The 13,119-nt window shown below is 70.0% G+C and carries 13 protein-coding genes and 1 riboswitch; of the genes, 11 read left to right on the top strand and 2 right to left on the bottom strand.

Going from position 1 to position 13,119, the window contains the following annotated elements:
- Positions 1-58: 58 nt before the first annotated feature.
- The 4 genes from LCL87_RS17985 to LCL87_RS18000 all read left to right on the top strand — a co-directional run bounded on the left by LCL87_RS17985 (position 59) and on the right by LCL87_RS18000 (position 4,446).
- Entirely contained in the window at positions 59-1,255 is a 1,197-nt protein-coding gene (locus LCL87_RS17985) for a molybdopterin molybdotransferase MoeA (protein WP_225022108.1), read from the top strand.
- Between the two features lie 14 nt (positions 1,256-1,269).
- Entirely contained in the window at positions 1,270-2,265 is a 996-nt protein-coding gene (gene moaCB / locus LCL87_RS17990) for a bifunctional molybdenum cofactor biosynthesis protein MoaC/MoaB (RefSeq protein ID WP_225022132.1), read from the top strand.
- Positions 2,258-2,671, top strand: coding sequence for a molybdopterin synthase catalytic subunit (locus LCL87_RS17995; protein WP_225022110.1), 414 nt, complete (start codon positions 2,258-2,260; stop codon positions 2,669-2,671). The genes moaCB and LCL87_RS17995 overlap by 8 nt, the downstream gene beginning before the upstream one ends.
- 236 nt (positions 2,672-2,907) lie before the next feature.
- Positions 2,908-4,446, top strand: coding sequence for a DEAD/DEAH box helicase (locus LCL87_RS18000; RefSeq protein ID WP_225022112.1), 1,539 nt, complete (start codon positions 2,908-2,910; stop codon positions 4,444-4,446).
- 15 nt (positions 4,447-4,461) lie between these two features.
- Here the strand turns inward: LCL87_RS18000 and bluB are convergent, their stop codons facing one another.
- Positions 4,462-5,091 carry a 5,6-dimethylbenzimidazole synthase gene (gene bluB / locus LCL87_RS18005; RefSeq protein WP_225022114.1) on the bottom strand — a complete coding sequence of 210 codons (630 nt, stop codon included), beginning with the start codon at positions 5,089-5,091 and terminating at the stop codon, positions 4,462-4,464.
- Between the two features lie 45 nt (positions 5,092-5,136).
- On the bottom strand, positions 5,137-6,210 hold the full coding sequence (locus tag LCL87_RS18010; RefSeq protein ID WP_225022116.1) for a CobW family GTP-binding protein: 1,074 nt from the start codon (positions 6,208-6,210) through the stop codon (positions 5,137-5,139).
- Positions 6,211-6,384: 174 nt separating this feature from the next.
- Between LCL87_RS18010 and LCL87_RS18015 the strand changes: the two genes are divergently transcribed.
- The 7 genes from LCL87_RS18015 (at position 6,385) to LCL87_RS25960 (ending at position 12,774) form a co-directional block, all read left to right on the top strand.
- Positions 6,385-6,825 (top strand): rhodanese-like domain-containing protein, encoded by a 441-nt coding sequence (locus LCL87_RS18015; protein ID WP_225022118.1) that lies wholly within the window; start codon positions 6,385-6,387, stop codon positions 6,823-6,825.
- A gap of 9 nt (positions 6,826-6,834) precedes the next feature.
- A riboswitch (cobalamin riboswitch) is annotated at positions 6,835-7,032 on the top strand.
- Between the two features lie 263 nt (positions 7,033-7,295).
- The gene (locus LCL87_RS18020) at positions 7,296-8,498 is read left to right on the top strand and encodes an ABC transporter substrate-binding protein (protein WP_225022120.1); all 1,203 of its coding nucleotides are present in this window, start codon (positions 7,296-7,298) and stop codon (positions 8,496-8,498) included.
- A complete protein-coding gene (locus LCL87_RS18025; RefSeq protein ID WP_225022122.1) occupies positions 8,495-9,619 on the top strand; it encodes a FecCD family ABC transporter permease in 1,125 nt (374 codons plus the stop codon). Before LCL87_RS18020 ends, LCL87_RS18025 begins: the two co-directional genes overlap by 4 nt.
- The gene (locus tag LCL87_RS18030; protein WP_225022124.1) at positions 9,616-11,373 is read left to right on the top strand and encodes an ATP-binding cassette domain-containing protein; all 1,758 of its coding nucleotides are present in this window, start codon (positions 9,616-9,618) and stop codon (positions 11,371-11,373) included. The genes LCL87_RS18025 and LCL87_RS18030 overlap by 4 nt, the downstream gene beginning before the upstream one ends.
- Positions 11,370-11,948: a DUF7676 family protein gene (locus LCL87_RS18035; protein WP_225022127.1), complete on the top strand. Its 579-nt coding sequence runs from the start codon at positions 11,370-11,372 to the stop codon at positions 11,946-11,948. Before LCL87_RS18030 ends, LCL87_RS18035 begins: the two co-directional genes overlap by 4 nt.
- 222 nt (positions 11,949-12,170) lie before the next feature.
- Positions 12,171-12,467 (top strand): antibiotic biosynthesis monooxygenase family protein, encoded by a 297-nt coding sequence (locus tag LCL87_RS18040; protein ID WP_225022129.1) that lies wholly within the window; start codon positions 12,171-12,173, stop codon positions 12,465-12,467.
- Positions 12,468-12,645: 178 nt separating this feature from the next.
- Positions 12,646-12,774: a hypothetical protein gene (locus tag LCL87_RS25960; protein WP_510850801.1), complete on the top strand. Its 129-nt coding sequence runs from the start codon at positions 12,646-12,648 to the stop codon at positions 12,772-12,774.
- The last annotated feature ends 345 nt before the right edge of the window (positions 12,775-13,119 follow it).

Genomic DNA, 13,119 nt, shown 5'->3' on the forward strand with positions numbered 1-13,119 from the left:
CCGCCCGGTCCGCCGAGTGCGGTGAAGATACCGCTCCGGGTGCCTAGGATTGGCTGTCATGGCACAACGTCCGGGTGCGCGATCCGTCGAAGACCACGCCGCCGACGTGGCCGAACTGCTCGCGCCGATGCTCACACGGCCGTCCGAGACCGTCCGACTCGACGACGCCCTCGGCCGGGTGCTGTCCTACGACGTCTCCTCCCCCGTCGACCTGCCGTTGTTCCGGAACTCGCAGATGGACGGGTTCGCGGTGGACGCGGCGTCGATCGCCGCCGTCCCCGCGACCCTGCCGATCGTCGCGACCGTCGCGGCCGGGCCCGCTCGGCCGGATGCCCACGTCCCGGGCACCGCGGTGCGGATCATGACCGGCGCACCGCTACCCGACGGCGCGGAAGCCGTTGTGCCGGTGGAGGATACCGAGGTCGAGAACGGCAAGGTCACCGTGCTCCGGTCGCGGAAGGTGGGCGAGTTCGTCCGGGAGCGCGGCAGCGACGTCCGCACCGGCATGTTGTTGCTCCCCGCCGGAACCCTGCTCGCACCCCGTCATCTCGGGGTGCTGGCCGCGGTGGGGCTGGCGTCGGTGGCGGTGCGGACCCGACCGCGGGTCGCGGTGCTCACGACGGGCGCCGAACTGGTGGACGCCGGCGCCACCCCGGAGCCGGGGCAGATCTTCGACTCCAACGGTGCCGCGCTGTCGGCGAGCCTGCGGGCGAACGGCGCCGAGGTGTCGGTGGTGGACCGCAGCAGCGACGACCCGGACGTCTTCCGGACCTGCCTGCGCCGCGCGGTGGCCCGCGCCGACCTGGTGATCACGTCGGGCGGCGTGTCGATGGGCGACTACGAGGTGGTCAAGGACGTGCTCACCGAACTCGGCGCCCGGTTCGGGCCGGTCGCGATGCAGCCCGGCGGACCGCAGGGCCTGGCCCTGGTCGACGAGGTCCCGGTGCTGACGTTCCCGGGCAACCCGGTGAGCACGATGGTCTCGTTCGAGGTGTTCGTGCGCCCGCTGCTGCGCCGCGCGGTCGGCCTGCCCGACGTCCCGCAGCAGGACGCGACGCTCGACCACGCCGTGACCTCGGTCGCCGGCAAGCGACAGTTCCTACGCGGCCGCCGCACCGACTCCGGTGTCGAGGTGGTGTCCGGGCCGGGCTCGCATCTCGTGGCGGCGCTCGCGTGGGCCGACGTGTTGATCGACGTTCCAGCAGACGCGGTGTCCCTCGCCGCGGGTGATCGAGTGAAGGTGTGGCCCCTGTAGTGAGCGAGCACAACATGACCGAGCTGAGCCATCTCGACGGCGAGGGCCGTGCCCGGATGGTGGATGTGAGCGCCAAGGCGGACACGACGCGCATCGCGGTCGCAGCCGGGGAGCTCGTGACCACCCCCGAGGTGGTCGCGCTGGTGCGCGCCGACGATCTGCCGAAGGCCGACGTCCTGTCGACGGCGCGGATCGCCGGCATCTCCGGCTCGAAGAAGACGTCGGAGCTGATCCCGCTGTGCCACCAACTCGCGCTGTCGTCGGTGAAGGTCGAGTTCGGGTTCACCGAGTCGTCCATCACCATCGAGGCCACCGCGAAGACCAAGGGCCCCACCGGCGTCGAGATGGAGGCGCTGACCGCCGTCGCCGTCGCCGGGCTCACCCTGCACGACATGGTCAAGGCCGTGGATCCGGCCGCGACGCTCGACGGCGTCCGCCTCCTGACGAAGGAGGGCGGCAAGCGCGGGCACTGGCGACGCGACGAGAGCGGTGCACAGGCCGAGCGGCCGACGGAGTCGCGGCGCGAGGTGCGCCCCGGTTCGGCGACGGTGCTGGTCGCGTCGACCGGCGGCGCGCGTGGCACCCGGCCCGACACGACGGGCCCGAAGATCGCCGAGTGGCTCGCCGCGCGCGGGCACACCGTGCGTGGCCCCCTCGTCTACGCCGATGCCGACATCGCCGTAGGACTGGCGGACGCGATCGCCGACACCCCCGCGCTGGTGATCACCACCGGCGGCACCGGCGCCTCCCCCACCGACGCGACCCCCGAGGCCACCCGCGCGGTGCTCGATCGGGAGTTGCCGGGCATCGCCGAGGAGATGCGCCGACTCGGCGCGCAGGTGACGCCGCACGCGTCGCTCAGCCGCGGTCTGGTGGGACTCGCGGGCCGCACCCTGATCGTGAACCTGCCGGGCTCGCCGGGCGGCGTGAAGGACGGCCTGGCGGTGCTGGATCCGATCCTCGACCATCTGTTGGCCCAGATCGCAGGCGGGGGTGCGCACGATGAGTGACGTGTTCGCCCGCATCTCCGAGCAGCCTCTCGACCCCGCGGTCGTCGACGCGGCCGTGGCCGGACCGGAGCACGGCGCGGTCGTGGCGTTCACCGGCGTCGTCCGGGACCACGACGGCGGGCGCTCGGTGTCCGCCCTCGAGTACCAGGCTCACCCCGACGCCGAACGCTTCCTGCGCCGGTGCTGCGAGGAGGTGTCCGAACGCACGGGTCTGCCCGTCGCGGCCGTGCACCGCGTGGGATCGCTGGTGATCGGCGATCTGGCCCTGGTTGCCGCGGTGGCCGCACCGCACCGCGCCGAGGCGTTCGCGGCCTGCGCCGAACTGGTCGAGCGGATCAAGGCGGAGGTACCGATCTGGAAGCGTCAGACATTCGCCACCGGCACCTCGGAGTGGGTAGGCCTGTAGCCCGTCGAGTGATCGCCCCGACACCGCCCCGGCGGCCACAACCCGGTATGGTGGCAGGTACTGGACGTCCGCTTGCCGGGCGTCCAGCGTCGTAGAACGCTTTCCTTCGCGCCGGATCCGCGCATCTGCTCGCGTGCACCAGCACAAGCATTTCTTGCGGCGATCGATCTTGCCTCCCGGCAATGTCGCCACCTTGTGCAGGCCGTGCACCGGGATCTTCCCGGCATCAGGCGTGCATGACGAATGCCCGAAAGGCACCGACGAACTTGTCCACCAGCGTCACCACCCCGTCCGACGAATCCGCCACGGCCTCCTTCGAATCGCTCGGCGTCCCGGCTCCGATCGTCTCGGCTCTCGCGGACGGCGGCATCACCGCGCCGTTCCCCATCCAGGTCGACACCCTCCCCGACACGCTCACCGGGCGTGACGTTCTCGGACGCGGCAAGACGGGAAGCGGCAAGACCCTCGCCTTCTCGATCCCGCTCGCGGCACGCCTGGCAGGCGGCAAGCGCCGCCCCGGCAAGCCGCGCGGTCTCGTGCTGGCCCCCACCCGCGAACTCGCGACGCAGATCACCGCGACGCTCGAGCCGCTCGCCGACGCCCTGGGCCTGCGCGTCACCACGATCTTCGGCGGTGTCTCGCAGCACCGTCAGGTCAAGGCCCTCGAGTCGGGCGTCGACATCGTCGTCGCCTGCCCGGGCCGCCTCGAAGACCTCATGAAGCAGCGCTTCGTCACGCTCGACGCCGTCGAGATCACGATCCTCGACGAGGCCGACCACATGGCCGATCTCGGCTTCCTGCCCGGCGTCACGCGGATCCTCACCGCGACGCCCACCGGCGGGCAGCGCCTGCTGTTCTCGGCGACGCTCGACAACGGTGTCGACAAGCTGGTCAAGCGGTTCCTGCAGAACGAGGTGCTGCATTCGGTGGACGAGGCGAACTCGCCGGTCGCCGCCATGACCCACCACGTGTACGACGTTGCCGGCGTCGAGGCCAAGAAGGCGCTCGTCCACAAGCTCGCATCGGGTCAGGGTCGACGCATCCTGTTCATGCGCACCAAGCACCAGGCACGCAAGCTCGCCCGTCAGCTGACCGAGGCCGGTATCCCGTCCGTGGACCTGCACGGCAATCTGTCGCAGAACGCGCGCGACCGGAACCTGGCCGCATTCTCGGAGGGCTCCGCCCGCGTGCTGGTCGCCACCGACGTCGCGGCCCGCGGCGTGCACGTCGACGAGGTGGAGTTGGTGGTCCACGTCGACCCGCCCGCCGAGCACAAGGCGTACCTGCACCGTTCGGGTCGTACCGCGCGCGCCGGCAGCACCGGTGACGTCGTGACGATCGTGCTGCCGGATCAGCGCAAGGATCTGTCGGCTCTGATGCGCAAGGCCTCGATCAAGGTGACGCCGGTCCAGGTGACCGCGGACTCCGAGCACGTGGTCACGCTGGTCGGCGAGCCGGCACCGCACGTTGCGCCCGCACCCAAGAGCGACAAGCCCGCGGGTGACGGCCGGCGCCAGGGCCAGGGCCAGGGCCAGGGCCAGCGTCCGGCCCGCCGCAGTGGTCAGGGTGGATCGGGTGGCCAGGGAGGCCGGGGCGGCCAGGGCGGCCGGGGCCGCGGTCCCCGCGCCGAGGGCGCCGGCGGATCGGGCAGCCAGGGCCAGGGTGGCGGCGGTCGCCGCCGCTCGGGCGGACGCCCGGGTGCGGCCGGCGGTTCCGCGTCGGGTTCCGGCGCGGGCGGCCAGGCGGGCGGCGGCTCGCGCCGCCGCCGCGGCTGACCCTCGGCTACCCGTTCAGAAACGTTCCCAGTGGATCGCGTCGGACAGGTCCCGACGCGTCCGCCAGCCGAAGCGTTCCAGGTCGGGAACCTCCTGGAACTGGTCCACCTTTCCGACGCACAGCCACGCGATCGGACGGACCGGTGAGGGGATTCCGAGCAGGTCCGTGAGGTACTCCTCGTCGTAGAACGACACCCAGCCGACACCGACGTTCTCGGCGGCCGCTGCCAGCCACAGATTCTGGATGGCGAGCACCGCCGAGAACAGGCCGGTGTCGTCGATGGTGTGCCGGCCGAGGATGTTCTGCCCGCCGCGCGACGGGTCGTACGTGACGACGATGCCGGTGCCGCTCTCCCGGATCCCCTCGATCTTGATGGGGTCGAACGTCTTTCGACGATCCTCCGGTAACGAGTCGGCGAAGGCGCGGCGGCGCCCGGCGACGTGCTCGGCGAAGGTGTCGAGCGTGTCCTGGTTGCGGACGACGATGAAGTCCCACGGCTGGGTGTTGCCGACACTCGGGGCCGCGTGCGCCGCACCGAGCACCCTCTGCAGCGTCTCGTCGGGGATCAGTTCGCCACTGAACTCGGCGCGGACGTCACGGCGTCGGCGGATTGCTTCGTACACGGAAACGAGAGATTCGGTCACGCCCTCCACGGTAGCCGCCGCGCCATCGGCGGCGTCACGATCGCGTCAGGAGTCGACCGTGTACCGGTGCACACCCATCATGGTGTCGCTCTCGAGGTAGTCGGCCTCAGGTTCGACGCACGCGTCGAGCACGGCATCGACGGCGTCCGGGTCCAGGTCCATGCCGATCACGACCAGTTCGGTGCGCCGGGACTCCCCCGCCACCCAGCGCTGCGGATGGAAGCTGATGTGGTCACCGACCACCTGCAGCAGGTATTTCTGCTGATAGCCGGGCACGCCGAAGTAGACGAAGCCCTTGATCCGGTAGACGCCGGCCGGTTGCTTCTCGAGGAACCGGATCAGCCGACGAGGGTGCATCGGCAGGTCGGACGCGAACGTGACGCTGTCGTACATCGCGTGGATGTGCGGGTCGTGCTGCCCTCCGCACTCACCGCACTGATCCGACGGCTCGTCGGCAGCGAGCAGCAGGTCGTCGAACGACAACTGCTGGCCGGGACGCGCGACGGGACGCGGAGTCCGGTCGAACAGTAGACCGGGATCGACCCGGCCCTGCACGGTGGACAGCACCGCGGCGCGCGGGTTGATGCGGCACACGTCGGCGAGCAGCGCGTCGTGCGCATCGGCGTCGATGCGATCGGTCTTGTTGAGGACCACCAGGTCGGCGATCGCGACGTGCTGGTCCAGTTCCGGGTGACGCTGCCGGCTGCTCTGATACTCGGCGCCGTCGACGAGCATCACCAGGCCGCCGTACGTGATGTACGGGTTCTCGCTGCCGAGTACCAGCCGAATCATGTTGCGCGGCTCTGCGAGCCCGCTGGCCTCGACGACGATGACGTCGATCTCCGACCGGCGATGCGCGAGCTTGTTCAGCATCTCGTCCATGTCGCTGACGTCGACCGCGCAGCACAGGCACCCGTTGCTGAGCGCCATCATCGAATCGACTTGTCCCGCAACCATCATCGCGTCGATGTTGACCGACCCGAAGTCGTTGACGATGACGCCGATCCGGGTGCCGCCGTTGTTGTGCAGCAGGTGGTTGAGCAGGGTCGTCTTCCCCGATCCGAGGAATCCCGCCACGATGACGACAGGGATCGAGCGTGGAGCCCGCTTCTTCGTCACCCCAACCTCCACATACCCGACAACACCGACGAGTAATCGTACTAGGCAGGCCCCTCGACGACTGCGGCGACGCGTGGCCCCGGTCACCGGACCCGCCCATCTACGTAGAACCCCAGTAGGTAGGGTGCATGTGGGTGCCGGACCCCGGCGCGCGCTCGACGGAGGCTGGTGGACATGGCACGCATCTCGGTACGCAATCGGATCCGCGGACGAGTGATCGCTGCGGCAGCAGTCGCCGGCATCGGTACGACGATTCTCGCCGGTTGCGGCACGGACGAGACGGCCACCGCGTCCTCCCCGCGCCTCGTCGACGTCCAGGAGTTCGCCGACATCGCCGCCGACGACAGCACCTTCGTCCTCAACGTCCACGTGCCCGACGAGGGCACCATCGCCGGGACCGACGGCGCGATCCCGTTCGACGACCTGGCCGCCGGGGCGGCATCGCTGCCGTCGGATCACGGCACCACCATCGCGGTGTACTGCATGTCGGGCAACATGAGCGCGACCGCCGTGCAGGATCTCGCGCAGTTGGGTTACACCGACGTCGTCGAACTCGACGGTGGGATGCGCGCCTGGGTAGCCGACGGGCGCGAATTGCTGCCTCCGGCAGCCTGATCCGGCACCGGCGTTTTTGCCGGATTTCGGCCGCGTGCAACAATGCCCCGGTCAGGTGATGACGAAAGAGGAAGCCGGTGCGAAACCGGCGCGGTCCCGCCACTGTAATCGGGGAGCGACCCTTCACATGCCACGGCCCCAGGGCCGGAAGGCGGAGGGAAGTGTCGATCCGAGAGCCAGGAGACTCCCGTCATCGCACTCTCCTATTCGGGGCGGATTTCCCCGAGAGAGGTGGCCAGTCCACCATGCTGTTCACTGCTTCGTCCCCAGGATTCCCTGTCGCGCGTCGTGTCGCGATCACACCGGACGACTCTCTCCACATCCACGCCTGACGCCCCGATTCCTTCCCGGAACACCGTCGCCTTTCGTTAGGCTGGCCTCGTTCGTCAGGTCGTCTGTACGCATGTTCAGGCGTACAGCAGAACGAGTCGAGCCGACGGCCGACCGTCCCGCTCACCTGTGGAGAACACATGTCCCAACGGTCCACGACCGCTGCGCTTTCCGCCCTTGCCGTAGCCACCCTTGTCCTCACCGCCTGCTCGTCTGCCGAGTCGCAGACCGGCGACGCAACGCAGGGCGGCCGGGGTTGCATCACCGAATTCGATGCGAACACCGACTACTTCCCCGACAAGTCGACGCTGTCGGATGCGAAGAACTTCACCCTCGAGTACCACGACAGCTACCAGGTACTGACCGTGAACCAGCCGTATCCCGGCGGCGCCCCGGAGTCGTACGTGCTGGTCAAGTGCGGCGCCCCGGCACCGGAACTGTCCGGCGACCTGGCATCGGCGCCGCAGATCTCGACGCCGATCACCAGCCTGTACTCGGCGTCGACCACGCACCTGCCGCTGATCACCGAACTCGACCAGTTGGACGTCCTGACCGGTGTCGCCAACGCCGGTTTCGTCTCCGATCCCGCGGTGCGTGAGCGGATCGACGCCGGGAAGGTCGTCGAGTACGCGCCCGGGCAGACGGTGAACACCGAGAAGGTCGTCGCGGCCGACCCGGACGTGCTGATGACCGGCGGTACCGACGACCCGTCGTACGCCAAGCTCCGGGCCGCCGGGATCCCCGTCGTCGCGAATGCCGAGTACCTCGAGTCGACGGCGCTCGGGCGTGCCGAGTGGATCAAGGCGATGGCCGCGCTCACTGGCACCGAGGCGCGGGCGAACGAGGTGTACTCGCAGATCCGCAGCGACTACGAGGACGTCGCGGCGAAGGCGAAAGACGCGGAGCCCAGCCCCGTGCTGCCCGGAACCATGTACCAGGGCACGTGGTACATGCCGGCCGGCGGCAGCTACATCGGCGGCCTGATCCGCGACGCGGGCGGCAGCTACCCGTGGCTGAGCGACCCCGCCACCGGCAGCCTGCAGCTGAACTTCGAGTCGGTGTACGCGCAGGCCGGCACCGCGCCGACGTGGTTCGTCACCAGTTCGTGGGAGACGACGGCCGACGCGGTCGCCGAGGATCCCCGCTACGGTCAGCTCGCCGCAGTGCGCGACGGCGCCGTGTGGTCTGCGACGAAGGCGATCGGCCCGACGGGCGGCAACGACTTCTACGAGCGCGGCGTCACCCGCCCCGACCTGGTGCTCGCCGACGTCGTCGCGATCCTGCACCCGGATCTGATGCCGGACCACGAGTTCGTGTTCTACCGGCAGGTGCCGCGCGCATGACCACGCTCCTGTCCCGTCCGCCGGCCCCGCTCGCCGGGCCGGCGGACGGGCGGGGGCCGACGCCGGCACCGCGGGCGTTCTCGCGGCGGACCGCGATCGTGCTGGCGCTGCTCGCAGCGTCCACAGTCGTGCTGTTCGTGCTCGCGCTGGCCCTCGGACCCATCCGCGTCCCACTCGCGGACACCGTGCGGGTGCTTACCGGCGCCGCCCCCTCCGATCCGCGCTGGCAGGTGGTGGTGCACGAGCTGCGCCTGCCCCGCGCGATCACCGCCGTCCTCGTCGGCGCCGCGCTCGGCGTTGCCGGTCTGCAGATGCAGACCCTGTTCCGCAACGCGCTCGCCGACCCGTTCGTGCTCGGTGCCAGTTCCGGGGCAAGCCTCGGCGTCGCGCTGGTCGTCGTCGCGGCAGGAGGGGCGGGCGCCGCGTCCTTCACTTCCGGCTTCGCGGGCGCCGGACGCGCCGGGATGGTGGCCGCCGCCGCCACCGGCGCGGCCGCCGTGCTGCTGCTGGTGCTGCTGCTGTCGCACTGGGTGAAGAACGCGGTGACCCTGCTGCTCATCGGTGTGATGGTCGGCTCGGCCACCACCGCGATCGTCAGCGTCCTGCTGGTGTACGCCGATCCGCAACGCGCCCAACAGTTCCTCCTGTGGGGCCTGGGCAGCTTCGCCGCCACCACGTGGGCCGATCTCGCCCTCATGGGCCCGATCGTGTTGGCGTGCATCGTCATCGCGCTCGCGACGGTCCGGCCCCTCAACGCACTCCTGCTCGGCGAGGGCTACGCCCGCACGATGGGTATCGACGTCCGGCGCGCCCGCCTGCTCACGCTGCTCGCGGCGTCGCTGCTGGCCGGGGTGACCACCGCGTTCTGCGGTCCGATCGGGTTCCTCGGCCTCGCCGTCCCGCACCTTTCCCGGCTCGCCGTCGGCACCTCGGACCATCGGTCGCTGATGCCGACCGTGATCCTCATGGGATCGGCCGTGGCGCTCGCCTGCGGCATCGTCAGCCAGGTGCCCGGCAGCGACGCGGTGCTTCCGCTCAACGCCGTCACCGCACTGATCGGTGCGCCGATCGTGGTGACGATCCTGGTCCGCAGCCGGCGCGGCGTCGGAGGTGCTCTGTGAACTCCCCCGTGCACGACGTCGTCCTGTCCCTCACCGGCGTCGCCGTCGGCTACCGGTCCCGGCGCGCCCTGCGGCCGGCCACCGCCCGCACCGTCGCCTCCGGGATCGAGGCGGTAGCGCGGCGCGGTGAACTGACCGTGTTGCTCGGCCCCAACGGCAGCGGCAAGTCGACACTGCTGCGCACGCTGTGCGGGCTGCAGCCCTCGCTCGACGGCTCGATCCGGCTGTCCGGCAATGACCTGCACGCCTTACCTGCCGACGAGCTGGCCCGCGCGATCGCCGTCGTGCTCACCGACCGCGTCGACCCGGGCATGCTGTCGGCGCGCGAGCTGACCGGACTGGGCCGCACCCCGCACCTCGGCCTCGGCGGCCGGATGGGCGCCCGGGACCACGCCGTGGTCGCGTCGGCGCTCGAGGCTGTCGGCGCCACGCACCTGGCCGACCGCCCGGCGAGCGAACTGTCCGACGGCGAGCGCCAACGCGTGCTCACCGCGCGGGCGCTCGCCCAGGAGCCGACGCTGTTGATCCTCGACGAACCCACCGCGTTCCTCGACGTCCCGTCGCGCGTGGCCCTCGTGGAACTGTTGCGCACCGCGGCACGGGACCACGACCTGGCCGTGGTGATGTCGACGCACGACCTGGAGTTGGCGCTGCGCGTTGCCGACCACGTGTGGCTCGTGGACCGCACCGGCAGCCTGACTACCGGCACGCCGGAGCGCCTCGCGCTGGACGGCCGGATCGGGGACGTCTTCGATTCGCGGTCACTGCGATTCGACGTCGGCTCCGGGGTGTTCACCCTCACGCCCGCGCACGCGTCCCCGATCCGGGCGCGGGTCCGCGCACCGGAACCGGCGGCGTCGGCGATCGGGCGGCTGCTCGGACGGGAGGGCGCGGTGGTGGTCGACGACGACCGTCCGGCGGACCTGCTCGTCGAGTCGCACGACGGTCTCGCCGTCCACCATGCCGGGACGACACTCCCGATCGACGGCCTGGACGCCCTCCCCTGCGTCCTGCGGACACTCCCGCACACCGCGGTGACCCTTCCGCCCCGCGACGCGGTCACGTCGACCCTGGCGACACTGTCCAGCCTCGGCCCGTACTTCACCGCCACGACGGGCGATCCCGGGCCGGGAGACTGGCGTCCGGTGCGCGACCTGTACGACGACGCCGACGCGCTCGCTGCCGTCGTCGGGCACGTGGGTGCGCGGATCGGCACCACCGAGTACCGGGTGGCGGCGTCGACGCTGTTCCTCGGCTACGCGGCCCGGCTGTGGTCGCTGGCGCTCGGCGGCATCGTGCGCGCCGGAATCCTGCCCGACGTCGACCGTCTGCTGTGGCGTGACGTGGACGGCCGGATCGACCTGCACCTGTCCGAACCCGTCGGCTGGGCAGGCGACGAACCGGCCGAACTTGTCGGCGTCGCGTGCGAGACGGTCCTCGGTCGCCACCTGGCACCGATGATCGCCGCGATCCGCGCCGTCGAGCCGATGTCGGAGCGGCTGCTGTGGGGCAACGCCGCGTCGGCGCTGATCGGTGCCGCCCGCGTTCTCGACGGCGAGACCCGCACGGACGCAGTGAACATCGTCGAACGGATCCTGCTCGATCCCCGGCTGGTCGAGACCGTCGACCACGAGGGCGCCGGCTACCGGCGTCGCAGCTGCTGCCTGTTCTATCGCACGTCCGTCTCCGGTTATTGCGGGGACTGCGTGCTCACCCGTCCGCACGAACCCGAGGAGAAGGAGGAGTCGGCATGACCACCGCACAACCCGAAGAGGTCGAGCCACCGATCGTCGTCACCGAGGGCGGTGGCCGCGAACAGATGTGGCCCATCCCGGCCGACGAGCAGTCGCTGCTGAACCTGATGCACATCCTTTTCGACGAGTACTGGGACGACATCTGGTTCGGCGTCCTCGTCGAGGGCGCCGCGTGGGAGGTGGCCGCACCCAATGCAGCGAAGCGCATCTCGCTGTTCGACGGCTACGCGACGATCGACTTCGGCCGGTGGCACTTCCACCTGTGCATCGGCGAACACAAGGACAGCGGGCCGGAACTCGGCCGGATCCGCCGCTGCTCGCGGGCCGAGATGTACCGCAGTCTCGGCGCCGACGGCACCCCACACTCGTGGGGCATCCGCATGTTCAACGGCCGCGGCGAGCAGATGATGACGGCGATGCTGCCGAACCCGTTCCTGACGAAGACCCAGCAGATCCGCGACGAGCTCGACTTCTCGCAACTCGAACTGTGGGACCGTCTGCGCGAGCTGTACCTCGGCCTGGGGCCGGACGAGCTGGATCGGCAGGGCAAGGGTTACGGCCGACACGACGGCTGACCGACCGTCCGTCCGACACGGGAAATAGGTCATTAGACCGACGTGTCGTGCCCCGCGCCACAAATTGCACTACAGTACAAAAATGTTGCCCCTCCCCCCTGGGCAGCAACGGGGCTCGTCCGGCTTTCCCCCCCTGTCCGGATGAGCCGTCGGGTGGTGGCGCGTGAGAACACTCCGCGCCACCACCTGGCACCGTCCCCGCGCGGCTGACAGGATGCGCGGATGATCCTCGAACACGCTCCCCTGCAGGTGAAGCCGGGCCACGCCGACCACTTCGAAGCGGCCTTCGCGCAGGCGAAACGCATCATCTCCGCCATGCCCGGATTCCGACGGCTCTCGCTGTCCCGCTGCATCGAACGGCCGGACGGCTATCTGCTGCTCGTCGAATGGGACACCCTCGAGGACCACACGGAAGGCTTCCGCGGCTCGGACGAGTACCAGGAATGGCGGCGACTGCTGCACCACTTCTACGATCCGTTCCCCACCGTCGAGCACTACGAGGCCGTCGACCAGGCCTGAAAGGTGCACCACACCGAACCTGTTGCCGTTGCGTTCCGCACAGCGGACCGCTCGACGAGACACGGGCCACAATCTGGTTTACGGTTGATCCACCGTCTTTAGCCAATCGAAGGTTTGTTTGGTGACGGCTATCGACATCCGGCCCGGTGCCGGCGTGGAACACAACAGAGGAGTAAAAATGGGTTCGTCTGACGCAGATCTCGCGCTGATCAAGCAGATTCAGCCGGTCGTGAGCGGCATCGGCACGGTCATCGGCGGCCTCGGCGCCATCCTGAGCCTCATCGGCGCGATCGCCGCTCTCGGCTGATTCGTCAGCCGAAGTCTCGAAACCCCCGACCCGTCCCCGGACGGATCGGGGGTTTCTTCGTTCGAGGCAACGGGCCGCACGCCTCGAGGTCGGACACGACAACCCCGGCACCGACTCCGGAGTGGAGCCCAGCGGTTTGCCCCGCAACGCTCCCGACTGGATGTCAGTGCATCGGGAACACAAAAACTCCGGGCCACGATCGGATGATCGTGGCCCGGAGTTCGAAGTGGAGCTAAGGGGACTCGAACCCCTTTGTTGATCACGGTTTTTACGGACTGACCTGCAGTCGGCGTCGGATCGAGGTGCGTTGACGCAGATTCGTGACCTGTAGTTTTCCCGTCGGGT

Origin of the sequence: Prescottella equi (assembly GCF_020171745.1) — a bacterium.
Taxonomy (GTDB): Bacteria; Actinomycetota; Actinomycetes; order Mycobacteriales; family Mycobacteriaceae; genus Prescottella; species Prescottella equi_A.